Origin of the sequence: Pseudoxanthomonas sp. SORGH_AS_0997 (assembly GCF_031453535.1) — a bacterium.
Lineage (GTDB): Bacteria > Pseudomonadota > Gammaproteobacteria > Xanthomonadales > Xanthomonadaceae > Pseudoxanthomonas_A > Pseudoxanthomonas_A winnipegensis.
Genome location: NZ_JAVIZI010000001.1, coordinates 356,247 through 379,168 on the forward strand (window position 1 = coordinate 356,247; position 22,922 = coordinate 379,168).

Annotated in this window: 20 protein-coding genes and 2 tRNA genes; 18 read left to right on the top strand and 4 right to left on the bottom strand. The window is 64.8% G+C overall.

Features of this window, described 5'->3' with window-relative positions:
- Positions 1-86 precede the first annotated feature (86 nt).
- A tRNA-Asn gene (locus tag QE438_RS01625) sits at positions 87-163 on the top strand.
- Between the two features lie 176 nt (positions 164-339).
- Here QE438_RS01625 and QE438_RS01630 read toward each other — a convergent pair.
- The gene (locus tag QE438_RS01630; protein ID WP_130533780.1) at positions 340-891 is read right to left on the bottom strand and encodes a GspH/FimT family pseudopilin; all 552 of its coding nucleotides are present in this window, start codon (positions 889-891) and stop codon (positions 340-342) included.
- Positions 892-1,048: 157 nt separating this feature from the next.
- On the opposite strand from QE438_RS01630, the gene uvrB reads away from it, so the two are divergent.
- From uvrB to QE438_RS01710, 16 genes are all read left to right on the top strand, one after another.
- On the top strand, positions 1,049-3,070 hold the full coding sequence (gene uvrB / locus QE438_RS01635) for an excinuclease ABC subunit UvrB (RefSeq protein WP_307184039.1): 2,022 nt from the start codon (positions 1,049-1,051) through the stop codon (positions 3,068-3,070).
- A 127-nt stretch (positions 3,071-3,197) separates the two neighbouring features.
- Positions 3,198-3,272, top strand: a tRNA-Val gene (locus tag QE438_RS01640).
- Positions 3,273-3,489: 217 nt separating this feature from the next.
- Positions 3,490-3,759: a hypothetical protein gene (locus QE438_RS01645; RefSeq protein ID WP_306993004.1), complete on the top strand. Its 270-nt coding sequence runs from the start codon at positions 3,490-3,492 to the stop codon at positions 3,757-3,759.
- 43 nt (positions 3,760-3,802) lie between these two features.
- The gene (locus tag QE438_RS01650) at positions 3,803-5,473 is read left to right on the top strand and encodes a type IV secretory system conjugative DNA transfer family protein (protein WP_306993002.1); all 1,671 of its coding nucleotides are present in this window, start codon (positions 3,803-3,805) and stop codon (positions 5,471-5,473) included.
- A 433-nt stretch (positions 5,474-5,906) separates the two neighbouring features.
- Positions 5,907-6,326: a hypothetical protein gene (locus QE438_RS01655; RefSeq protein ID WP_306996189.1), complete on the top strand. Its 420-nt coding sequence runs from the start codon at positions 5,907-5,909 to the stop codon at positions 6,324-6,326.
- 67 nt (positions 6,327-6,393) lie between these two features.
- Entirely contained in the window at positions 6,394-7,281 is an 888-nt protein-coding gene (locus tag QE438_RS01660; RefSeq protein WP_306993000.1) for a type IV secretion system protein, read from the top strand.
- Positions 7,278-8,063 (top strand): TrbG/VirB9 family P-type conjugative transfer protein, encoded by a 786-nt coding sequence (locus tag QE438_RS01665; protein WP_130519925.1) that lies wholly within the window; start codon positions 7,278-7,280, stop codon positions 8,061-8,063. The genes QE438_RS01660 and QE438_RS01665 overlap by 4 nt, the downstream gene beginning before the upstream one ends.
- The gene (locus tag QE438_RS01670; RefSeq protein WP_306992998.1) at positions 8,060-9,283 is read left to right on the top strand and encodes a TrbI/VirB10 family protein; all 1,224 of its coding nucleotides are present in this window, start codon (positions 8,060-8,062) and stop codon (positions 9,281-9,283) included. The genes QE438_RS01665 and QE438_RS01670 overlap by 4 nt, the downstream gene beginning before the upstream one ends.
- Positions 9,283-10,344, top strand: coding sequence for a P-type DNA transfer ATPase VirB11 (gene virB11, locus QE438_RS01675; protein WP_306996187.1), 1,062 nt, complete (start codon positions 9,283-9,285; stop codon positions 10,342-10,344). Before QE438_RS01670 ends, virB11 begins: the two co-directional genes overlap by 1 nt.
- 202 nt (positions 10,345-10,546) lie before the next feature.
- A complete protein-coding gene (locus QE438_RS01680; RefSeq protein ID WP_306996185.1) occupies positions 10,547-11,380 on the top strand; it encodes a lytic transglycosylase domain-containing protein in 834 nt (277 codons plus the stop codon).
- Positions 11,381-11,460: 80 nt separating this feature from the next.
- Complete coding sequence (locus QE438_RS01685; protein WP_306992996.1) at positions 11,461-11,871, top strand: TrbC/VirB2 family protein; 411 nt, start codon at positions 11,461-11,463, stop codon at positions 11,869-11,871.
- Positions 11,872-11,874: 3 nt separating this feature from the next.
- Positions 11,875-12,186, top strand: a complete 312-nt coding sequence (locus QE438_RS01690) for a VirB3 family type IV secretion system protein (protein WP_130519931.1) — start codon at positions 11,875-11,877, stop codon at positions 12,184-12,186.
- Between the two features lie 64 nt (positions 12,187-12,250).
- Positions 12,251-14,710 carry a VirB4 family type IV secretion/conjugal transfer ATPase gene (locus QE438_RS01695; RefSeq protein WP_306992994.1) on the top strand — a complete coding sequence of 820 codons (2,460 nt, stop codon included), beginning with the start codon at positions 12,251-12,253 and terminating at the stop codon, positions 14,708-14,710.
- Between the two features lie 40 nt (positions 14,711-14,750).
- On the top strand, positions 14,751-15,518 hold the full coding sequence (locus QE438_RS01700; protein ID WP_306992993.1) for a hypothetical protein: 768 nt from the start codon (positions 14,751-14,753) through the stop codon (positions 15,516-15,518).
- A gap of 40 nt (positions 15,519-15,558) precedes the next feature.
- Positions 15,559-16,647 carry a type IV secretion system protein gene (locus QE438_RS01705; RefSeq protein ID WP_306992991.1) on the top strand — a complete coding sequence of 363 codons (1,089 nt, stop codon included), beginning with the start codon at positions 15,559-15,561 and terminating at the stop codon, positions 16,645-16,647.
- Between the two features lie 175 nt (positions 16,648-16,822).
- Positions 16,823-17,173 carry a DUF4189 domain-containing protein gene (locus tag QE438_RS01710; protein ID WP_307184038.1) on the top strand — a complete coding sequence of 117 codons (351 nt, stop codon included), beginning with the start codon at positions 16,823-16,825 and terminating at the stop codon, positions 17,171-17,173.
- 13 nt (positions 17,174-17,186) lie between these two features.
- On the opposite strand, the gene QE438_RS01715 is transcribed toward QE438_RS01710, so the two are convergent.
- From QE438_RS01715 to QE438_RS01725, 3 genes are all read right to left on the bottom strand, one after another.
- Positions 17,187-17,528, bottom strand: a complete 342-nt coding sequence (locus tag QE438_RS01715; protein WP_130519944.1) for a lipid-A-disaccharide synthase N-terminal domain-containing protein — start codon at positions 17,526-17,528, stop codon at positions 17,187-17,189.
- 3 nt (positions 17,529-17,531) lie between these two features.
- Complete coding sequence (locus tag QE438_RS01720) at positions 17,532-18,254, bottom strand: glycosyltransferase family 2 protein (protein ID WP_130523487.1); 723 nt, start codon at positions 18,252-18,254, stop codon at positions 17,532-17,534.
- A 161-nt stretch (positions 18,255-18,415) separates the two neighbouring features.
- Positions 18,416-20,101: an electron transfer flavoprotein-ubiquinone oxidoreductase gene (locus QE438_RS01725; RefSeq protein ID WP_306992986.1), complete on the bottom strand. Its 1,686-nt coding sequence runs from the start codon at positions 20,099-20,101 to the stop codon at positions 18,416-18,418.
- 207 nt (positions 20,102-20,308) lie between these two features.
- Here QE438_RS01725 and acnD point away from each other — a divergent pair, with 207 nt between their 5' ends.
- Positions 20,309-22,918 (top strand): Fe/S-dependent 2-methylisocitrate dehydratase AcnD, encoded by a 2,610-nt coding sequence (gene acnD, locus QE438_RS01730; RefSeq protein WP_306992984.1) that lies wholly within the window; start codon positions 20,309-20,311, stop codon positions 22,916-22,918.
- Positions 22,919-22,922: the final 4 nt, after the last annotated feature.

Sequence of the window (22,922 nt, forward strand, 5' to 3'; positions counted from 1 at the left end):
TCGACGGAGGCAGTGCTTTGGCCCGTCTGCCAGCCGGCGGAACCGGTTGCATGAGACGGACCTCGGCCGCTAGAATGCGCTCCCCCGCCCGAATAGCTCAGCCGGTTAGAGCACTTGACTGTTAATCAGGGGGTCGTTGGTTCGAGTCCAACTTCGGGCGCCAAGATTCAAGCCACGGGCCTGCAGCGATGCAGGCCCGTGGCGTTTGTGTGCTCCGGGCTACGTTGCTGGCCCACGCAGCTAGTGCTTTGAGGCGGCGTTTCAGATTCAAGCGGGTCAGTCCACGACCAGTGACGGGCCGCCCTGGTTGATGCCGCAGCACGGCGCTGCTCGCCCTGTTCAGCTTTCGCACCCCTTCGACGTCCGCGGCTTCTCCACCCGCGTGCGCCCGCTCTGATTGACGATCACCGCCGCGTGAGAGGTGGCGCCGCGGCATAGCCGGATGGTCAGGTTGGTGCCGGCGGCGCTGCCGTTGGCCAGGAAGGTGACCTTGGGGCGCCCCCCGGTGGAGAGGATCCGCAGGTCGGGATCGCGCGGGGCCGATTCGACGCGCAGCAGGTCCTCGCTCAGGTCGGGGCGACGGTTGCCGTCGGCGTCGAAAAACATGATCCAGCCTTGTGTCCAGTCGCTGTCGTCCCGACATTCCTTCTTGTCCAGCGACGGGCACACCACCGTCGGGATGCGGTAGCTGATCGCGGTGCTGCGTGCGGACGCCAGGAAGGAGCTGAGCAGGTTGGTCGTGGCCGCTTCGCGCTGGTGACGCAGCAAGGCGTTGTAGGACGGCACGCCGATGGCCAGGCCGATGCTGGCCACGGCCAGGACCACGAGCGATTCGACCAGGGTGAAGCCGCGGGCGTGTCGTCGGTCCTTGCGGGACGGGCGGATGTTCATCGGGCATTCCTTGTCCGAGTTGGGAGGGGAGGGTCAGCCTCGCTCCTGCGGCCGGCCGCCGACATCGGCGCTCGGCGCAGCGATCGGTAGGAAATGTCTGCATCCGGAGCTCACCAACCCCGGCGCTATACTTTTTTTCGACTTCGAAGGCGTGACCATGAGCGAAGACCGCTTCCAGCTCGTTTCCCCTTATTCGCCTTCCGGCGACCAGCCGCAGGCGATCGACCGGCTGACCGAGAACTTCGAGGCGGGCCTGGCCAAGCAGACGCTGCTGGGCGTGACCGGCTCGGGCAAGACCTACACGATCGCCAACGTGATCGAGCGCATCCAGAAGCCCACGCTGGTGATGGCGCCCAACAAGACGCTGGCTGCCCAGCTATACGGCGAGTTCAAGTCGTTCTTCCCGCACAACGCGGTGGAGTACTTCGTCAGCTACTACGACTACTACCAGCCCGAGGCCTATGTGCCGTCCTCGGATACCTTCATCGAGAAGGACAGCTCGATCAACGAGCACATCGAGCAGATGCGCCTGGCCGCGACCAAGACGCTGCTGTCGCGGCGCGATGCGCTGGTGGTGGCCACGGTCTCGGCGATCTACGGCCTAGGTGCGCCCGAGGACTATCTGTCGCTGCGCCTGATCCTCTCGCGCGGCGAACACATCGACCAGCGCCAGCTGATCCGTCACCTGACCGACCTGCAGTACACGCGCAACGAGTACGAGCTGCAGCGCGGCGCCTTCCGGGTGCGTGGCGAGGTGATCGATGTGCATCCGGCTGAGAACGATGTCGAGGCGCTGCGCATCGAACTGTTCGACGGCGAGATCGAGGGACTGACGTTGTTCGACCCGCTCACCGGCGAAACCATCCGCAAGGTGCCGCGCTATACCGTCTACCCGAAGACCCACTACGCCACCACGCGCGAGCGCACGCTCAGCGCGGTCGACACGATCAAGATCGAGCTGAAGGAGCGGCTGGAGCAGCTGTACCAGCAGAACAAGCTGGTCGAGGCGCAGCGCCTGGCGCAGCGCACCCAGTTCGATCTGGAGATGATGGCCGAAGTGGGCTTTTGCAGTGGCATCGAGAACTACTCGCGCCATCTCACCGGCAAGGCGCCGGGCGAGCCGCCGCCGACCCTGTTCGACTACCTGCCGGCCGATGCGCTGCTGGTCATCGACGAATCGCACGTGACCATTCCCCAGATCGGTGCGATGTACAAGGGCGACCGTTCTCGCAAGGAGACGCTGGTGGAGTTCGGCTTCCGGTTGCCTTCGGCGCTGGACAACCGCCCGCTGCGCTTCGAGGAGTGGGAGGCGCGTTCGCCGCGCAGCATCTATGTCTCGGCAACGCCCGGGCCTTACGAGTTGCGCGAATCCGATGGCGAGATCACCGAACTGGTGGTGCGCCCGACCGGCTTGACCGATCCGGAAGTGGAGATCCGCCCGGTCGGCACGCAGGTCGACGACCTGCTCTCGCAGATCAACGATCGCATCGCGATGGGCGACCGCGTGCTGGTGACGACGCTGACCAAGCGCATGGCCGAGAACCTGACCGAGTACCTGGGCGAGCACGGCATCAAGGTGCGCTACCTGCACTCGGACGTGGACACGGTCGAGCGGGTCGAGATCATCCGCGACCTGCGCCTGGGCAAGTTCGACGTGTTGGTCGGCATCAACCTGCTGCGCGAGGGCCTGGACATGCCCGAGGTGTCGCTGGTGGCGATCCTGGACGCGGACAAGGAGGGCTTCCTGCGCTCCACCGGTTCGCTGATCCAGACCATCGGTCGCGCCGCGCGCAACCTGCGCGGCAAGGCGATCCTGTACGCCGACCGGATCACGCCCTCGATGAAGGCCGCCATCGACGAGACCGACCGCCGCCGCGCCAAGCAGGAGGAGTACAACGCCGAGCATGGCATCGTGCCCAAGTCGGTGGCTCGGCCGATCGTGGACATCCTGGAGGGCGCGCGTGAGGCCGCCAACGAGGATGCGCCCAAGCGTGGCAAGGGCCGCAAGGTCGCCGAGCCGACCGAGGACTACGGCGCGCTCAGCCCGCAGCAGATCGCGGCGCGCCTGAAGACGCTGGAGACACGCATGTACCAGCACGCGCGTGATCTGGAGTTCGAGGATGCCGCCCGCCTGCGCGACGAGATCCAGAAGCTCAAGTCCGTCAGCCTGACCGTGTAAGGCGGGCGGCTGGCCGGGCAGGGAGCGGGGCAGGAGGAAAAACCGCGCAGGGCTGTTCACGCCGCGCGCAGGTGATGTTATGATGCGCCCCCCTCGCACCGAGGGCGCGGCGACACGATGTCGCAACGGGCGGTTAGCTCAGCGGTAGAGCACTACCTTGACATGGTAGGGGTCACAGGTTCGAACCCTGTACCGCCCACCACCTCCTGCCAGAAGCAGGCTGGTGAAGATGAAACGGACCGGGCAGCGCCCGGTTTTTTCATGTCTGGCGCCAGGTTGCCAGAAGATGTTTTGCTGATCCTGGAGCGCCTGCCGGGCGAGGCGCAGCCTGCCGCGACCTAGAGGCTGGGGGCGAAGGTGGCCTCGTCACGCCGGGATCGCTTAGGATCGCGCTCTCGGACCGTCGAGGAGCGCCAGGGATGGAATACCACCACACCCTTTTGCAGAAGCACGGCTATCAGGTTGTCGCCATCACACGCGATGCCGATCCGGCCTATGCGCCGGACGAGGTGATCGGTTACGCGGTGGTGACCGACTCGGGCGCCAAGCTGCGCGAGGAGACCTCGCTGGAGCAGGCGCGCCTGTACATGGAGCAGCTCATCGAGGACGAGCAGCCGATCCGCGCCGACGATGCGCGTCCGCGCCGGCGCAAGTCGGTTCGGCCCAAGACGGCCCGGTTGATCCGTTGATGATTCGCGCCGCGCGCGGGCGCGGCTTCAAGGAGGAGTGCGCTTGAGCAAGGGGAAACTTGGGTTGGCCGTCGTGTTGACGGTGCTGGCCGCGGCGGCGGGGCTGTACCTGTCCGGCTATGTGACGATGGCGCTGCTCAAGGTGCATGCGCCGCTGCACTGGAACACGTATGTCGAGTACGTCCAGGCGCTGGGTGATGCGCGCTATCGGCCTTACGCCGGCAAGATCAAGGCGGCCGGCTGGATCGGCTTCGGCGCGGTGCTGATCGTCTATGTCCTGGTCCTGGCGCTGCTGTTCAAGGGAAAGCGGCAGTCGCTGCATGGCGATGCGCGCTTCGCCAATGCCGGCGACCTGAACAAGCACAAGATGCTGCAGCCGTCGAACACCGGCATCATCGTCGGCAAGTTCGGCGGCAAGCTGGTGCGCCTGCCGGGGCAGCAGTTCGTGATCCTGGCCGCGCCCACGCGTTCGGGCAAGGGCGTGGGCATCGTGATTCCCAACCTGCTCGATTACGCCGAGTCGGTCGTGGTGCTGGACATCAAGCAGGAGAACTTCGAGCTGACCAGCGGCTGGCGCAAGTCGCAGGGACACGAGGTCTATCTGTTCAACCCCTTCGCCGAAGACCGCCGCACCCATCGCTGGAATCCGCTGACCTACGTCTCGCGCGACCCGGCCTTCCGCGTGTCCGATCTGATGAGCATCGCGGCCATGCTGTATCCCGATGGCGCGGACGAGCAGAAGTTCTGGGTCAGCCAGGCCCGCAACGCCTTCATGGCCTTCGCGCTGTTCCTGTTCGAGAATCATGACGACGAAGTCGCCACGGGCTTCCCGTTCTCTTCCGGTCCGCCGACGCTGGGGCGCATCTATCGCCTGTCCTCGGGCGATGGCACGGATCTGAAGACCTATCTGCGCGGCCTGGCCTCGCGCAAGTTCCTCAGCGACAACGCGCGCTCGGCTTTCTCCAACCTGCTGTCGCAGGCGGATGAGACCTTCGCCTCGATCATGGGCACGCTGAAGGAGCCGTTGAATGCCTGGATCAATCCGGTGCTGGATGCCGCCACGTCCGGCGACGACTTCCTGCTCACCGACCTGCGCAAGAAGAAGATGAGCATCTATGTCGGCATCCAGCCCAACAAGCTGGCCGAGAGCCGACTGATCGTGAATCTGTTCTTCAGCCAGATCATCAATCTCAACACCCGCGAGTTGCCGCAGAACAACCCCGAGCTCAAGTACCAGTGCCTGCTGCTGATGGACGAGTTCACGGCGATCGGCAAGGTCGACATCATTGCCTCCGCCGTGTCGTACATGGCCGGCTACAACATCCGCCTGCTGCCGATCATCCAGTCGATGGCGCAACTGGATGCGACCTATGGAAAGGACGTCTCGCGCACCATCATCACCAACCATGCGTTGCAGATCATCTACGCGCCGCGCGAGCAGCAGGACGCCAACGACTACTCGGAGATGCTGGGCTACACCACCTTCAAGCGGCGCAACATCACCCGCGGGCGTGAAGTGACGCGCAGCGTTTCGGAGGAGCGGCGCGCGCTGATGCTGCCGCAGGAACTCAAGGCGATGGGATTTGATCAGGAGGTCTTCCTGTACGAAGGCATCGCGCATCCGGTCAAGTGCGAGAAGATCAAGTACTACAAGGAGCGCTACTTCACTGCGCGCGTGATGGACAAAGTGGATGTGGAGCGCATCACAGTTTGATGCGCGTATCGCGTTCCGTTATGGCTTGTGAAGGACAGATGAAGCTGTGCTGAATCCTTGACGCACCCGTCAGGTGCACGTTAGCTTTACTGCACGGGGCACCTGGAGCGGAGTCCTTCCGGGTGGTGGTGGCCGCGGTGTTGCTTGCCGCGGCGGTTGTCGAACAAGGGGGCGGACAAGGGATGTCAGGAGATTCTTCAGCGCTAAGAGCGCATCGCGCAGGTTGTGCGCACAGTCGCATCGACAGGCCAGTCGAACAATGGCGTCGCGTTGATCGTATCGATCAGGCGCGACGCACTGTCATCTTCAGATACTAGAAACGATCGATCGTCATTCCAGAGTGCGGATGGCGCGTCGTTTCTTGTGCGCCTTGTCCGGATTGCCCTTTACAGGAGTTGCCGTGTTGCAGCGGAACATCGTCAAACTTTCTTCGATGCTGGTCGTGTCGAGCGCGCTGCTCGTCGGATGCGGCACAACGCCGGCGCCCGACTTCGGTGGCAAGTGGCGTCCGATCAACAACTACTCCGAGACGCCGATCGAGATCCCGCTGTCGAGTACCTACATCTTCCAGGCCTCGCCGATGGACGGCACCCTGAAGACCATGCTCACCCGTTGGGCCAAGGACAGCGGCATGCAGCTGGACTATCGCTTCGGCTCGGATTTCACACTGTATGGCCCGGTCTCGCAGATCGACACCACCGATATCCGCGATGCGGCCGCGCAGCTCACCAGTGCATACGGTCCACGCGGGATCGCGGTGTCGGTCGTAGGCAACAGGATCACGGTGACGTCGGCTTCCGCCGCGCCCGCCGCGACGACCGCACCGGCGGCCACGCCGCCCTCCAAGCCATGACGCTTCCAGCGTCGGTGTCCTATTCGGCGCCGGCATCCTCTATCCCCGACAGGCGCAGCGTTCCTGCATGATTTCCCGAAAGAAAGAAGAAACGCCCAAGGTCAAGGCGGCCATCCAGAAGGCGGTGAACTACGAGCTCACCATCGCCGACATGGCCAAGCGCAGCGAAAAGCGCGCCTGGCAGGTCGCCACGGGTGCCATCGTCCTGTCGCTGGTGCTGGCCGGCGGCTATTTCATGCTGCTGCCGCTGAAGGAGCGCACGCCGTTCATCGTGATGGCCGATCCCTATACCGGCAACGTGCAGGCCAGCCGCCTGGTGCCGGATGTGATGGACAAGACCATCACCTCCAACGAGGCGATCAACCGCGCCAACGTCGAGCGCTATGTGCTGGCCCGTGAGTCTTACGACTCGGACCAGACTTTCACACCGTTGGGCGGCTGGCGTCAGGTGAACGTGATGTCCTCCACGCCCGTGGCCAACGAGTATCGTGAGCTTTACAGCCGGAGCAATCCGGTCAATCTCATCGAGACCTACGGTCGCTTCTCCAGCATCCGCGTCAAGATCCTCAGCACGGTGCTGGTGCGCACGCCGGACGGGCAGGGGTTCCGCGGAGCGACAGTGCGGTTCCAGCGCTTCAAGTACGACAAGAAGACTGGCCAGACCCAGCCGCTGGACAACAAGCTGGCCACGATCGATTACAGCTACAACAAGAACCTCAAGTTCGAGGATCAGGACCGCGTGATCAACCCGCTGGGGTTCCAGGTCACCAGCTATCGCGTCGATAGCGACGCCGCCAGCCTTCCGGTCGCCGAAACGCCGGTGCCAGCCGCCGGTGCTGCAGCGGCGGCCCCTGGCCAGGTTGCCTATCCTCCCGTCGAGTCGACGCCGGCCAATGGTCAGCCGGCGCCGACACAACCCTCCACCACTGAGCAGAACGGAGCTACCTCGCAATGAGTGCGCCACGTCGCGCCGGCGTGCTGCCGGTCTTCTTCCTGCTGCTGTCGGGCCTGTGTGCGTCGGCGTCCGTCGGGGCGCAGGTCATCGATCGCTACGAGTATAAGCCGGACGCGATCTACCAGGTCAGGACCGGGCTGGGCATCACGACCCAGATCGAGCTGAGCCCCAACGAAAAGATCCTCGATTACAGCACCGGCTTCAGCAGCGGCTGGGAGCTGTCGCGCCGCGAAAACGTGTTCTACCTCAAGCCGAAGAACACGGACGTGGACACCAACATGATGGTGCGCACGGCCACCCATTCCTACATCTTCGAGCTCAAGGTCGTCGCCACGGACTGGAAGGCGCTCGACCAGGCGCGCGCCGCCGGCGTGCAGTACAAGATCAGCTTCGTCTACTCGCCGGACACGCAGTTCGCGACCACGCCGGTGGCCGAGACGACGGCACCGAGCGAGCCCCCGGCGCAGATCGATCTGGGGATCGACAAGTCCCGGCGCTACTACTACGACTATTCCTACGCGACCCGCAGCAAGGCGCAGTGGCTGATTCCCACGACGGTCTACGACGATGGGCGCTTCACCTACGTCAAGATGAATGATGGGGTGAGCTTTCCCAGCGGAAACTTTCCCAGCGTCTATGGCCGGCAGGAGGAGCACGGCGAGGATTTCGTGGTGAATACCACCGTCGACAAGAACACGATCGTCGTTCATGGCACCTATCCCTATCTGGTGATCCGCCATGGACTGAATGTCGTTGGGCTGCGGAGGAATCAGCAGAAATGAGCCAGAACAACATTCCGCCCGAGCATCGCGATCCTCCCGGCGCAGGAGAGCCGCCGGAGGACCGGGGCAATCCGTATTTTTCCTCGAGTAGGCAGCCAGAGGTCGAGGATCTCGATAGCGCCGCGCCGAGCCTGCGTTCCGAGGAAGGCCAGCGCCTCAATCGGCGTGCGCTGCTGTTCATGGGCGCGACGCTGCTGCTGATTCTGGTGATGGCGGCGATGTTCCTGAAGATGTTCAACTCCGGCCAGGACAAGCCCGAGGCCACCCGGCAGGCGCGTGTCGAGCGGCCGCTCGTGCCGGACGCGCCTCAGGTCGAGCCCGCGCTGCCAGCGGCGAGCGCGGAGCCGGCGACGCCGGTGGCCCCGCTGCCGCTGGAAGAGCCCCAGGAGTTCGGCCGCGAGAACCTGGCCGGTGCCCGGCGCGAGCAGCGTCCAGCCGGTCCTTCGCTGGTGGAGCGCCGGATCGCCGACAGCGGCGCAAGCGTGGGCGGTAACGCTGGCGGTGCGCCGATGGGCGGTCCCGATGGCCTCGGCACCGCGCCGACGCCCCGGAACGGCGAGCCCGGGACGCAGCCGCCCATCCAGGCCCAGCTTGGCGATGTCTCCGCGGCGAGCTACCTGCAGAAGCCCGACACCCTGCTGCTGCGCGGCACCTACATCCGCTGCGTGCTGGAGACGCATATCGTCACCGACGTGTCCGGCTTCACCAGCTGCATCGTGACCGAGCCGGTCTATTCGGTGAACGGCAAAAGTCTGCTGCTGCCGAAGGGGTCGAAGGTCAGCGGCACCTACTCGGGCGGCGGCGGACGCACCAATCGCGTGGCCGTCGTGTGGGATCGCATCACCACGCCCACCGGGATCGACGTGATGATGTCGAGCCCCGGTGTGGACAACCTCGGCGGCGCCGGGCATCCGGGCGATCTGAATAACCACTGGGCCAGCAAGATCACCTCGGCGCTGATGATCAGCCTGATCGCCGATGCCTTCAAATACGAAGGCCAGAAGCATGGCCCGCAGCGGACCACGATCACCGAGAACGGCACAACCTACATCGAGCCGTACGAGAGCGAAACCGCGCAGGCCATGCAGCGCTTGTCCGAACAGATGATCAGCCAGCAGATGGCGCGCTCGCCGACGGTCACCATCAACCAGGGCACGGTCCTGAATGTCTACGTCGCCAAGGACGTGGACTTCTCGGGTGTGCTCCCAAGCTACCAGTGATGCTGGAGGGACGACTCATGGAAGGCGGTGTCACCGAAGGGCCGGTCGCCCAGGTGTCCAACGAGTTCCTCGACTATCAGTACGAGGTGCTCGGCATCCGTGAGTACATGTCGTCCCACGACGTGACCGAGATCTGCGTCAATCGACCAGGCGAGCTGTATCTGGAAGGGCGCGACGGCTGGCGTCGGGTCGAGGTGCCGTCGCTGAACTTCGAGCGCGCCCGGCAGTTCTGCACCGCCGTGGTCAACGAGAGCAACACCGGCCAGCGCATCACCGATGCCGATCCGGTGGTGTCGCTGACTTTCCCGACCGGGCAGCGTGCGCAGTTCGTGATTCCGCCGGCATGCGATCCGGGCAAGGTCTCGATCACGATCCGCCTGCCGTCGCATCAGACGCGCACGCTCGATCAATATCAGCAGGAAGGCTTTTTCGACCAGATTCTGGAAGGCAATGCCGGGCTCAGCGCGCACGACGAGGAACTGCTCGAGCTGCGCCGGCGCCGCGATTACGCCGAGTTCTTCCGCAAGGCCGTGCTCTACAAGAAGAACATCGTGGTGTCCGGCGCCACCGGCAGCGGCAAGACGACCTTCATGAAGGCGCTGGTCCATCACATCCCGCGCGATGAGCGCCTGGTGACCATCGAGGACGCGCGCGAACTCTTCATCGAGCAGCCCAACGTCGTGCATCTGCTGTACTCCAAGGGTGGGCAGAGCACGAGCAACGTGACCGCCAAGAGCTGCATGGAGGCCTGCCTGCGCATGAAGCCCGACCGCATCATCCTGGCCGAGCTGCGCGGCGACGAGTCGTTCTACTTCATCCGCAACTGCGCCTCAGGCCATCCTGGCTCGATCACCAGCTGCCATGCAGGCAGCATCGGTCAGACCTGGGACCAGCTCGCGCTGATGGTGAAGGCCTCGTCGGAGGGCGCGGGCCTCGAATTCAGCGTCATCAAGCGGTTGCTGATGATGACGATCGATATCGTGGTGCATATCAAGGCCCACGCCGGTGGGCGGTATATCACTGGGATCGATTTCACGCCGGACCGCGTTTTCACTGACTGACGACGCGGGCGAAGGACCATGTTTCAAGCCGAATTTAGCGTGCGCTCCATCACGAAGGAGGAGGGGTGAACGAATTGACATCGCCTTCGAGGCTGGCAGAAGATGCGGTATCGCAAATGCCGCGCCATGGATCGCGCGCCCGGCCCCGTGGGAAGCGGACAGATGGTGCCTACAGGCAAAGGAGGTGCGCATGCTTCCCTTCGTGGACATGATGCAGTGCCAAAACCTCGCGGTGCCCATGGACGTCATGCATCACGTGGTGCAGGTCGAGTCCTCGGCCAACCCCTACGCCATCGGCGTGGTGGGCGGGCGTCTGGTGCGCCAGCCACGTAATCTCGCCGAAGCGGTTGCGACCGCCGAGATGCTAGAACGCCGTGGCTACAATTTCTCTGTCGGGTTGGCCCAGGTCAATCGCTACAACCTGCGCAAGTACGGGGTTGCCTCGTACGCGCAGGCCTTCGATGGTTGCGTGAATCTGCGAGCAGGCGCGCGGATCCTTTCCGAGTGCCATGCGCGCGCGCAGGGAGACTGGGGTAGCGCGTTCAGCTGTTACTACTCGGGCAACTTCACGACCGGGTACCAGCACGGCTACGTCCAGAAGATCTTCGCTTCCATCGCCGGTCAGCGCGCCGGGATGGACCCCGGCGACGCCATCCCGGTGGTGGCGAATGTATCGCCGTCGGCCTCTCGCGCCGGTTCGGTGGCGGACGCGCAAGCGCCGCTCTCGCGCCGGGTCGTGGGCCAGGACGACGGGCAGGAGACGCTTTCCAGGTCCGCCTCGCAGGACGCCGCTGCTCCTGTTGTGAGCGCGGCCCGCGATGTCGCCGCGTCTGCTGCGGCGGCCGCGCCTGGGCCTGCCCAAGCGGCGCCGTCGGCCAGCGGCGTGGTGCGATTGACCCGCAACGGGCCCGTCTTTCCCACGCCCCTGCAAGGCCAGAAGCCGGAGGCTGCGCCCGCCCAGGCGGCCGCGCCTCAAGTGGCCGACGCGGCGGGCAAGGCGCAGGGACAGGCCGGCGACAACGCATTCGTGTTCTGAGTTCCTGGCGCCGTTCTAGGGAACGGCGCCGATCCCGGGGAGGCATTCCCCCATACCACCCTCGAAGCAAGGAGAGTCACATGAAAAAGCAAGGCAAGTTGGTCTCGACCCAGACGACTGCAACGTGCAAGGCGATGTTGAAGGCTGCAATTCTGCTGGGCGCGGTGTTTGCGCTGCCGGCGTTCGCGCAAAACAACGGCTATGGCGATACTGCCGACAGCGTCTGCGGCTTCTTCGGCAGCGTGAACAACATCCTGACGATCGCCTCGATCGCGGTGGTGACCATCGCGGTCATCTTCGCCGGCTATCAGATCGCCTTCGCCCATAAGCGCATCGGCGATGTCGCTCCCATCCTGATCGGCGGTCTGTTGATCGGCGCGGCAGGCCAGATCGCCGCCATGGTCATGCCGAAGAACGAGAACAGCTCGAAGTGCATGACGACCGGTGCAACTGCGAGCATGATCGTGCTGCCGGTGGAACAGGTCCGCTGATCCATGCAAAAGAACATCATGTTCCGAGGCTGCACGCGCCCGGCGATGTTCATGGGCGTGCCGTATGTCCCGTTCTTCATCGGGGCAGGCGGCACGCTGCTTTTCGCGATGTACAGCGGCAACCTGCTCTGGCTGCTGGCCTTGCCGGTGGTGATCTTCGTGATGCGGCAGATGGCCAAGCGCGATGAGATGATTTTCCGCTTGATGGGGCTGCGTCTGCAGTTCCGCATGCGGACCCGCAACATCCGTCACAACGACGGGCTCTGGGTGTTTTCGCCCAACCCGTACCGGAAGAAGCCTGCCGAGCGCGAGTAGGCAGTTCGAGTTTGTGCCAGGCGCCGATCGTCGCCTGGCAGTTGCAGTAAACCAGGAAGGTCCTATGTTCAACCCCGATTCGCCCGTCAGCGAGTTCATTCCCTATTCGAGCCATGTGGCGCAGTCCGTGGTCAAGACCACGGGCGGGGACTATCTGCTGACTTGGCACCTGGGCGGTCTGCCCTTCGTCGGCCGCGAGGAGTGGGAGCTGGAGCACCGGCACAATACGTTCAACCGGATGCTGCAGACCCTGCGGGCGCCGGACTTCGTCAATGTGGCGTTCTGGGTCCACGACGTGCGCCGCCGCGGCAGCATCCGCCAGCGCAGCACCTTCGCGCAGAAGTTCAACCAGCAGCTGTCGGACGATTACTTCGACAGTCTGTCCAGCCAAAAGGTGATGCGCAACGAGATGTATCTGACGTTGCTGTATCGCCCCATCGTCGCCGGCAAGGCCTTCGTGGAGAAGAGCGGCGATCTGGATCGGTTGAGGGCCATGGAAGAGCAGGCCGTCGCCAAGGTCCTTGAGCTGGCGGGCAACGTGGAGGCGGTGCTCAAGGACTATTCGCCGTACCGCCTGGGCATCTACGAAGCGCGCAACGGCATCGTGTTCTCCGAGACGCTGGAGTTCCTGGGCTATATCCTGAATCGCGTGACCGAGCCGGTGCCGGTGCTGGGCGCGTCGATCAAGGACTATCTGCCGGTCAGCAAGCATCTGTTCTCGGCCAAGACTGGCGATTACATCATCGCCACGCCCAACGGCGAGAAGCACTACGGCGCGATCCTCAACGTAAAGGAATACCCCGACGGCACCTTCCCGGGCATCCTCAATGGCTTGAAGTATCTGGACTTCGAGTACGTCATCAGCCATTCCTTCAGCCCGATGGGCCGGCACGATGCGCTGAAGGTGCTCGACCGGACCAAGGGCATGATGATTTCCTCCGGCGACAAGGCGGTCAGCCAGATCGCCGAGCTCGACCATGCGATGGATCAGCTGTCCTCGGGCAACTTCGTGCTGGGCGAGTACCACTTCGTGATGGCGCTGTATGCCGATAGCCAGGCGCAGCTGCAGCAGAACGTGGCTACCGCGCGGGCCGAGCTGTCCAATGCGGGCTTCGTTTCGGCCAAGGAGGACCTGGCGGTGACCGCCTCGTTCTACTCGCAGCTGCCGGCCAACTGGAAGTATCGGACACGGCCGGCCAACATCAGTTCGCTGAACTTCCTTGGCCTCTCGCCGCTGCACAACTTCGCCACGGGCAAGAAGGACAACAATCCCTGGGGCGAGTGCATCACCACGCTGCAGACCACCAACGGGCAGCCGTACTACTTCAATTTCCACGCCACGCATCCGGCGGAGAATTCGTTCGGCGAGAAGGCCATCGCCAATACGATGGTGATCGGCAAGTCGGGTACCGGCAAGACGGCGCTGATCAACTTCCTGTTGAGCCAGGTGCAGAAGTACACGCCATCGCCGACGATCTTCTTCTTCGACAAGGATCGCGGCGCGGAGATCTTCGTCCGCGCGTGCGGCGGCAACTATCTGGCGCTGGAGAACGGCCGGCCGACCGGATTCAACCCCTTCCAGTGCGAGCGTAACGAGGCCAACGTCCAGTTCCTGGCCGATCTGGTCAAGGTGCTGGCCGGCAAGATCGCCTACACCGCGCGCGAGGAGGAGGACATCTTCCGCGCGGTCGAGAACATTCTGGATACGCCGCCGCACCTGCGGACGATGACCAACTTCCAGAAGAGTCTGCCCAACATGGGCGACGACGGATTGTACGCACGCATCCGCAAGTGGACGGCAGGCAATTCGCTCGGCTGGGTGTTCGACAATCCGGTGGACACCATCGATCTGCAGAAAGCCAACATCATCGGCTTCGACTACACCGACATCATCGACAATCCGGAGGTCCGCGCGCCTGTCATCAACTATCTCCTGCACCGCCTGGAGGAGTTGATCGACGGCCGTCCGCTGATCTATGTCATGGACGAGTTCTGGAAGATCCTGGACGGAAAGGGCGGGCTGAAGGAGTTCGCGAAGAACAAGCAGAAGACCATCCGAAAGCAGAATGGCCTGGGCATCTTCGCCACGCAGAGCCCCGAGGACGCGCTGGCGAGCGACATTTCCGCCGCGCTGATCGAGCAGACCGCGACCCTGATCCTGCTGCCGAATCCGAACGCCAGTCGCGAGGATTACATCGAGGGGCTCAAGCTCACCGAGGCCGAGTATCAGGTCGTCGTCAGCCTCGACGAGCGCTCACGCTGCTTCCTGGTCAAGCAGGGCCACGGCTCGGTGGTGTGCCAGCTGAACCTGCGTGGGCTCGATGATGCACTCTCGGTGATCTCGGCCTCCACCGACAACATCGAGATCATGCACCAGGTGCTGGCGCAGCGTTCGATGCAGCTGGAGAAACCTGCGGCCGATCTGACGCCGGAAGAGTGGCTTGAGCTCTTCTATGAAAACCGCAAGGGGTCTGGCAAGGGCGGGCGTGTCGCTCACCGCGCAGGCCGCAGCGCATTGGCATAACGACAATTCGATGAATCGTATCTCGATCCAAGGAGTTCCCATGAGCACGACCGCTATCCCTCTCCGCCGCCGATCCCAGCAGGCGCTTCGGGCGTGCGTCTGCCTCGGCCTCTTGGCCGCCTGTGCGCCGGCGTTCGCGCAATGGCATGTCACCGATGAAACAACACAGACCAAGATTGACAGCATGAAGCAAGACGTCAATGAGCGGCTGGAAAAGATTTATAAGCAGTCGAACGTGGACGGCAAGAGTTTCAACACCACCGAAAAGCCTAGCTTCTCGCTTCAGAACGGTAAGGCAGGCCAGCAGTCCGGCGATGGGGATTCCAAACTGCAGAAGCGTTCCGGCGACACGGTGATGAACAAGCGCTGCCGGAACGAGACCGCCAACCCGCTCAACACGCAGCAGTTGCCGATCTGTCAGGACATCGTCAAGCACGAGGACAAGCTGTTCAATTACCTGCTCGACATGCTGGACCTGGTCAAGGACCGGCAGGAACAGCTCAAGGCCATCACCGAGGAGCGGGCCAATATCAAGCCCGGCGACGAGAACGAGTACGGCCAACTGCAGTCCAACACCAATCGCTTGCTCGCGTTGCAGGCCCAGCAGCAGATCGACGCCATGAATCTGCGGCTGACTCTCGATAGCTACGACCGTTATCTCAACGGCAGGCGGGCCGAACTCGCCGATATCACGCGAGAGGCGCAGCGCGGCCCGGCCGGGCTTTCGCTGACCTCGGTCCTGTCTTCTGCGGCTTCGATCGGTATCTTGAAGACGGCGCTCGAGACTTCCAAGAAATACTCAAATTAATCGGATTTCCGCGTTCTCCGAACGCGGCAAGGAGTAACACGTGGAAGGTGTAACGAGCCTTGGGTTCTATTACCTTGTTCTGAACTTCATCAAGGATGAAATCGAGGCGTTTCAAGGTGAATTGCTTAGTCGATTCGCCGGTCTGCTCGGGATCGTGGCACTGAGTATCCTGACAATCTGGGTCTTCTTGCAGGGCTGGCGTGTGGTCAGTGGCCGCTCGCGCGAGCCGATGATGGCCCTGGTGGGCGATGCGCTGAAGGCGATGATCATCGTCGGCGTGGCGACCGGCTGGGCAGGCAACTCCTCGACGCTCTATTCGACCCTGACCACTGGACTGGGCAGCGCGGTGTACGGCGCGGTAACTGGCGAAGAGAACAAGCTGGATGGCCTCTATGAGACGATGAACGAGAACATGGCGCTTACGACGATCGCGCTCGGCGCCGTGAGCTCCGCCCAGTCTGGCGAAGACGGCCAGGTGACCGGGGAGTCCCTGATGATGGGATTCATGTCGGTCCTGGGCACGGGTGGACCCGCACTCGCGGGCGGGACCATGCTGGCGCTCAATCAGGTCGCGATGGCGCTCTTTACCGGGTTCGGGCCGCTGTTCATCCTGTGTCTGCTGTTCGACGCGACAAAATCCCTGTTCTCCAGATGGCTCCTGTACGGGCTGGGAACGATGTTCTCCCTTGCCGTCTTGTACGTGATGACCACGATCTGTACGCGGGCAATGGCGTCGGTGGCGACGGCATACTGGATCAGTAGCGCAATGAGCCTGGCGTCAGGCGATGGCCTGCGTACGGTCGCCATTCAGACCAGCGGATTAGGCTTGATCCTCACCGCGATGCTGGTAACCGCTCCGCCGATGGCTGCGATGTTCTTCCAGGGAACCTTGGGACAATTCAGCCCCTACGCGGCAATTGGCCCGGGCTCCTCCACATCGCCCAACGGTCAGAGCGCTCCGATCACGGTGCAGAGCCAAGCCTCAAGAACGCCGCAGCTCGGTTCGAATCAGGCGGTGACGCCGCTGGCTCTTCCGAGTTCCAGCTCTAGCTATGGTGCAGGCAGTCGTTATGCTGAAAGCGAAAAACGAGGCGTGTTGGGCGCCGCTAATCGGCCGGGCGATGCCTGAGCGGCGGCCGGCGCAATTGCGTCTCCTGATCCCGTGGCTTGGCGTTTTGGTCGCGCTGATGCTGATGCTGCCAAACGCCGGCGCTCAGACGCGCTGTCCTGGCGGAGTCGCGGCCGGCTCAGTGTTGTGCCAGCCTGATTTGCCCAACTCTGGATCTGGTTCGGGAAGGACCATCGTGAAGATCGTCGGCCACTGGGACAAAACGTGGGGCGCGATTGCCGACAGCCCTAACTTAATCGGGGGCGTGTCAACCGGCGAGTTGTCCAAGCGGGCCGCCGAGCAGCGTGCACTGGGCGCATGCGAGGAGCGCGGCGGGCATTCATGCGTCGTGACCTTCACTTACTTCAACCAGTGCGTTGCACTGATCGATCCCAACATCCTCGGCACCTCAAACTTCGCTCAGACGGCCGATTCGATCGAGACCGCCAGTGAGCTAGGTCTTAAGTACTGTGCAGAGAAAGCCGGCCCTAAGGCGTCCTGCAAGGTGGTGTACTCCGACTGCACCATGCCCAAGTACAGGGAATAGGCATCTCCCGCGCCTAATGCGTCGCGCGATCGCGCTTCCAGCCGCGATGCTTGATGTCCAGGTGCAGGCTGTAGAGCGCGGTGAAGGCGGGGAAGAGGTTCTGCAGGACGCCGACCGAGTCCTGTTTGGCCGAGAAGATGAAGTAGGCCAGGGTCATCAGGCTGCCGACGACGCTCATGTACCAGAACAGGCGCGGGATCACCGGTTTGCCGGCGCGCTTGGAGGCGATGAACTGCACCAGCCAGCGGCCGCCGAACATCAGGGCGCCGGTATAGCCGATGAGCTTCCAGCCGGTGATGTGGATGCCGGTCCAGAACAAGGCCTGGATCGGCTGGTCCAGCCAGTGGATTTCCATTCCTTAGAGTTCCTTCACCGCGGTGCGCTTGCTGCGGGCGATCAGCCACGCGACGCCGCGCAGGTCGCGGATGCCGACCAGGGCGCGCTGCAGGTTGTTGTACTTGGACACGCCGGCGCCGCGCGGACGATGGTTGACCGGCACGCTGATGGTCTTCCAGCCGGCGCGCTGCATCAGCGCCGGCAGGTAGCGGTGCATGTGGTCGAAGTAGGGCAGGTCGAGGAAGGCGTCGCGCTCGAACAGCTTGGTGCCGCAGCCGGTGTCCGGCGTGTCGTCGTGCAGCATGCGCGCGCGGATGGCGTTGGCGTAGCGCGAGGCCCATCGCTTGCTGCCGCTGTCCTTGCGATCCACGCGCCAGCCGGCATAGAGCTTCACCTGCGAATCGCCAGCGTCACGCGCGCGCAGCAGCTTGGGCAGATCGGCCGGGTCGTTCTGGCCATCGCCATCGAGCGTGGCGATCCACGGCGCGCGCGCGGCCTTGACGCCCGTGCGGATGGCTGTGCTCTGGCCGCTCTGGGTCTGGTGCTGCAGCACGCGCAGTTCGGGCACCTGCGCCTTGAGCGCCTGCAGCGTGGCAAGCGTGTCGTCGCGCGAATGGTCGTCGACGTAGAGGATCTCGAACGGCACCACGCCGCGCAGGGCGGCGACGATCTCGTGGACCAGGGGAGCGGTGTTGTCCCGCTCGTTGAAGACGGGCACGACGACGGACAGGGCGGGGTTCTGCATGGGGCGCATTATCCGGTTTTTGCCGGCGGGGGACGACTGGAACGCCGCCTGCGCGTGTCACCCGCAGGCCGGGCCGGGCGCAGTAGGCCGTGTAGCCCTGTCGGAATTCGGTCGAAGGCGCCGCCAGCGGCGGCGCGAGGTCGCGGCGCTAAGCTTCCGGCCTACATGCCCGCGTAGTTCGGGCCACCGCCGCCCTGCGGGGCGACCCAGACGATGTTCTGGGTCGGATCCTTGATGTCGCAGGTCTTGCAGTGCACGCAGTTCTGGGCGTTGATCTGCAGGCGCTGGCCGCCGCCGTCGGCGGCGACGAACTCGTAGACGCCGGCCGGGCAATAGCGCGCCTCTGGGCCCGCATAGGTCGCCAGGTTGATCTCCACCGGCACGGCCGGGTCCTTCAGCGTCAGATGCGCCGGCTGGTCCTCGTCGTGGTTGGTGCTGGACAGGAACACCGAGGACAGCCGGTCGAAGGTCAGCTGGCCGTCGGGCTTGGGGTAGGCGATCTTCTGGTGCTGGTTGGCCGGCTCCAGGCAGGCATGGTCCGGCGTGCTGTGGCGCAACGTCCACGGCGGGTTGCGGATACCCAGCTTGGGCAGCAGCCACTGCTCGATGCCGGTCATCAGCGTGGCTAGCGTGCGGCCCTTCTTGAACCACTGCTTGAAGTTCTTTGACTGCTGCAGCTCGGCGTACAGCCAGCTGGCCTCGAAGGCCGCCGGGTAGGCGCTCAGTTCATCGCCGCTGCGGCCTTCGCCCAGCGCCGCGAACGCGGCCTCGGCGGCCAGCATGCCGGTCTTGATCGCCGCGTGGCTGCCCTTGATGCGGCTGGCGTTGAGCGTGCCGGCCTCGCAGCCGACCAGCGCGCCGCCGGGGAAGACCAGCTTGGGCAGCGACATCAGGCCGCCGGCGGTGATCGAACGGGCGCCGTAGCCGATGCGCTTGCCGCCTTCCAGGTACTTGCGGATCGCCGGATGGGTCTTGAAGCGCTGGAATTCCTCGAACGGACTCAGCCACGGGTTCTTGTAGTCCAGGCCGACCACCAGGCCGATGGCGACCTTGCCGTCTTCGGCGTGGTACAGGAACGAGCCGCCATAGGTGTCCGCATCCAACGGCCAGCCGGCGGTGTGGACCACCAGGCCAGGCGTGTGCTTGGCCGGGTCGATCTGCCAGAGCTCCTTGATGCCCAGCCCATAGGCCTGCGGATCCTTGCCGGCGTCCAGCGAGAACTTGGCCAGCAGCTGGCGGCCGAGCTGGCCGCGCGAGCCCTCGGCGAAGATCGTGTACTTGGCGTGCAGCTCCATGCCCAGCTGGAACTCGGCCGTCGGCTCGCCGTCCTTGCCCAGGCCCATGTTGCCGGTGGCCACACCCTTCACCGCGCCGGCGTCGGTGTAGAGGATCTCGGTGGCGGCGAAGCCCGGGAAGATCTCCACGCCCAGCCCTTCGGCCTGGGTGCTGAGCCAGCGCGTCAGCGCGCCGAGGCTGATGATGTAGTTGCCCTGGTTGTGGAAGCACTCGGGCAGCAGCGCATGTGGGGTCGCCTTGGCGCCGGTGTCGCTGAGGAACAGGAACTGGTCCTCGGTCACCGGCTGCTTAAGCGGGGCGCCCTTTTGCTTCCAGTCGGGGAACAGCTCGGTCAGCGCGCGCGGGTCCATGATCGCGCCGGACAGGATGTGGGCGCCGGGCTCGGAGCCCTTCTCCAGCACGCACACCGACACGTCGCGACCGGCCTCGGCGGCCAGTTGCTTGAGCCGGATCGCGGTGGCCAGGCCGCCCGGGCCGGCGCCGACCACCACCACGTCGTATTCCATCGATTCGCGGGGCCCGTACTGGGCGAGTAGCGCGTCGGGGGTCATCGGCTGTGCTCCATCGGCGGGGCATGGCGAAAGGGGCGTCATCATAGCGAAGCCAAACGCGCGTTTGAATTCACGCCCGGGCGCCGTAGACAGGTTGATTCTGCCGCTCAAGATTGATCAATGCATCGTGCGGTGCCAGATTGCGCCCCGGTACGGGCCACGTCCGTATCCGACGTCGTCCGCCAGATCTGATCGCAGGATCCCGCCATGAACACCGCTTACCGCACCTCGCTCCCCGGCACCGCGCTGGACTATTTCGACGCTCGCGCCGCGGTGGAAGCGCTCGCGCCGGGCGCCTGGGCGGGGTTGCCGTACACCGCGCGGGTGCATGCGGAGAACCTGGTGCGCTGCGCAGATCCCGCGCAGCTGCCGGCCTACCTGGGCCAGCTGATCGAGCGCCGGCGCGACCTGGACTTCCCGTGGTTTCCGGTGCGCGTGGTCTGCCACGACATCCTGGGCCAGACGGCGCTGGTGGATCTGGCCGGCCTGCGCGATGCCATCGCCGAGCAGGGCGGCGACCCGGCCCAGGTCAATCCGGTGGTGCCGGTGCAACTCATCGTGGACCACTCGCTGGCGGTGGAATGCGGCGGGACCGACCCGCAGGCCTTCGCCAAGAACCGCGCCATCGAGGATCGTCGCAACGCCGACCGCTTCGACTTCATCGACTGGACGGCCAAGGCGTTCCGCAACATCGAGGTGATCGGCCCGGGCAACGGGATCATGCATCAGATCAACCTGGAGAAGATGTCGCCGGTGATCTACACCCGCGACGGCGTGGCCTTCCCCGACACCTGCGTGGGCACCGACAGCCATACCCCGCACGTGGACGCGCTGGGCGTGATCGCCGTCGGCGTGGGCGGGCTGGAGGCGGAGAACGTGATGCTGGGCCGCGCCTCGTGGATGCGCCTGCCCGATATCGTCGGGGTCGAGCTGACCGGCCGCCCGGGCGAGGGCATCACCTGCACCGACATCGTGCTGGCCCTGACCGAGTTCCTGCGCAAGCAGAAGGTGGTCGGCGCCTACCTGGAGTTCTACGGCGCGGGTGCGGCGACGCTGAGCATCGGCGACCGCGCGACCATCTCCAACATGTGCCCCGAGTACGGCGCCACCGCCGCGCTGTTCCACATCGACGACCAGACCCTGGACTACCTGCGCCTGACCGGCCGCGAAGAGGCGCAGGTGCGGCTGGTGGAGACCTACGCGCGCACCGCCGGCATCTGGGTCGACGACCTGGCCAGCGCGCAGTACGAGCGCGTGCTGCAGTTCGATCTGTCCACGGTCGATCGCACCCTGGCCGGCCCGTCCAACCCGCACCGGCGCCTGCCCACCCGCGCGCTGGCCGAGCGCGGCATCGCGGTGGACCTGGACAAGGCGCGCGAGGAGGAGGCCAACGGCCTGATGCCCGACGGCGCGGTGGTCATCGCGGCGATCACCAGCTGCACCAACACCTCCAATCCGCGCAACGTCATCGCCGCCGCCCTGCTGGCGCGCAACGCCAACGCGCGCGGGCTCACGCGCAAGCCGTGGGTCAAGACCTCGCTGGCGCCCGGTTCCAAGGCGGTGCAGCTGTATCTGGAGGAATCGGGACTGCTGCCCGAGCTGGAGCGGCTGGGCTTCGGCATCGTCGCCTTCGCCTGCACCACCTGCAACGGCATGAGCGGCGCGCTGGACCCGAAGATCCAACAGGAGATCATCGAGCGCGATCTGTACGCCACCGCGGTGCTCAGCGGTAACCGCAACTTCGACGGCCGCATCCATCCTTATGCCAAGCAGGCCTTCCTGGCCTCGCCGGCACTGGTGATCGCCTATGCCATCGCCGGCACGGTGCGCTTCGACATCGAGAAGGACGCGCTGGGCTTCGACGCCGACGGCCAGCCGATCACGCTCAAGGACCTGTGGCCTTCGGACGCGGAGGTGGACGCGGTGGTCAGGGCCAGCGTCAAGCCCGAGCAGTTCCGCAAGGTCTACGGGCCGATGTTCGACGTGCGCGTCGAACGTGGGCAGAAGATCAGCCCGCTCTACGATTGGCGGCCGATGAGCACCTACATCCGTCGCCCGCCGTATTGGGAGGGCGCGCTGGCCGGCGCGCGCACGCTGCGCGGCATGCGTCCGCTGGCGCTGCTGGGCGACAACATCACCACCGACCATCTCTCGCCGTCCAATGCCATCCTGGCCAGCAGCGCGGCCGGGGAATACCTGGCGCGCATGGGCGTGCCGGAGGAGGACTTCAACTCCTACGCCACCCATCGCGGCGACCATCTCACCGCGCAGCGCGCGACATTCGCCAACCCCAAGCTGCTCAACGAGATGGCGGTGATCGACGGGGTGGAGACGCAGGGCTCGCTGGCGCGGATCGAACCCGATGGCCAGGTGGTGCGCATGTGGGAGGCCATCGAGACCTACATGCAGCGCGGCCAGCCGCTGATCATCATCGCCGGCGCCGACTACGGCCAGGGCAGTTCGCGCGACTGGGCCGCCAAGGGCGTGCGTCTGGCGGGGGTGGAGGCGATCGTGGCCGAGGGCTTCGAGCGCATCCACCGCACCAACCTGATCGGCATGGGCGTATTGCCGCTGGAGTTCCTGCCCGGCACCGACCGGCGCACGCTGCGTCTGGACGGCACCGAGACCTACGATGTCCTCGGCAAGCGCGCGCCGCGCGCCACGCTGACGTTGGTGGTCCACCGCAAGGACGGCAGTACGGAACAGGTGCCGGTGCGCTGCCGGCTGGACTCGGACGAAGAGGTGTCCATCTACGAGGCCGGTGGCGTGCTGCAGCGCTTCGCCCAGGACTTCCTCGAGTCGTCCAAGGCGGCCTGAGCGC

Excerpts from the sequence above, each read along its gene's own strand:
- acnD (WP_306992984.1), top strand. The coding sequence starts at position 20,309 with ATGAACACCGCTTACCGCACCTCGCTCCCCGGCACCGCGCTGGACTAT.
- QE438_RS01685 (WP_306992996.1), top strand. The coding sequence starts at position 11,461 with ATGAAAAAGCAAGGCAAGTTGGTCTCGACCCAGACGACTGCAACGTGC.
- QE438_RS01660 (WP_306993000.1), top strand. The coding sequence starts at position 6,394 with ATGATTTCCCGAAAGAAAGAAGAAACGCCCAAGGTCAAGGCGGCCATC.
- QE438_RS01665 (WP_130519925.1), top strand. The coding sequence starts at position 7,278 with ATGAGTGCGCCACGTCGCGCCGGCGTGCTGCCGGTCTTCTTCCTGCTG.
- QE438_RS01670 (WP_306992998.1), top strand. The coding sequence starts at position 8,060 with ATGAGCCAGAACAACATTCCGCCCGAGCATCGCGATCCTCCCGGCGCA.
- QE438_RS01695 (WP_306992994.1), top strand. The coding sequence starts at position 12,251 with ATGTTCAACCCCGATTCGCCCGTCAGCGAGTTCATTCCCTATTCGAGC.
- QE438_RS01630 (WP_130533780.1), bottom strand. The coding sequence starts at position 891 with ATGAACATCCGCCCGTCCCGCAAGGACCGACGACACGCCCGCGGCTTC.
- QE438_RS01715 (WP_130519944.1), bottom strand. The coding sequence starts at position 17,528 with ATGGAAATCCACTGGCTGGACCAGCCGATCCAGGCCTTGTTCTGGACC.
- QE438_RS01645 (WP_306993004.1), top strand. The coding sequence starts at position 3,490 with ATGGAATACCACCACACCCTTTTGCAGAAGCACGGCTATCAGGTTGTC.
- uvrB (WP_307184039.1), top strand. The coding sequence starts at position 1,049 with ATGAGCGAAGACCGCTTCCAGCTCGTTTCCCCTTATTCGCCTTCCGGC.
- QE438_RS01690 (WP_130519931.1), top strand. The coding sequence starts at position 11,875 with ATGCAAAAGAACATCATGTTCCGAGGCTGCACGCGCCCGGCGATGTTC.
- QE438_RS01720 (WP_130523487.1), bottom strand. The coding sequence starts at position 18,254 with ATGCAGAACCCCGCCCTGTCCGTCGTCGTGCCCGTCTTCAACGAGCGG.
- QE438_RS01725 (WP_306992986.1), bottom strand. The coding sequence starts at position 20,101 with ATGACCCCCGACGCGCTACTCGCCCAGTACGGGCCCCGCGAATCGATG.
- virB11 (WP_306996187.1), top strand. The coding sequence starts at position 9,283 with ATGCTGGAGGGACGACTCATGGAAGGCGGTGTCACCGAAGGGCCGGTC.
- QE438_RS01700 (WP_306992993.1), top strand. The coding sequence starts at position 14,751 with ATGAGCACGACCGCTATCCCTCTCCGCCGCCGATCCCAGCAGGCGCTT.
- QE438_RS01655 (WP_306996189.1), top strand. The coding sequence starts at position 5,907 with ATGCTGGTCGTGTCGAGCGCGCTGCTCGTCGGATGCGGCACAACGCCG.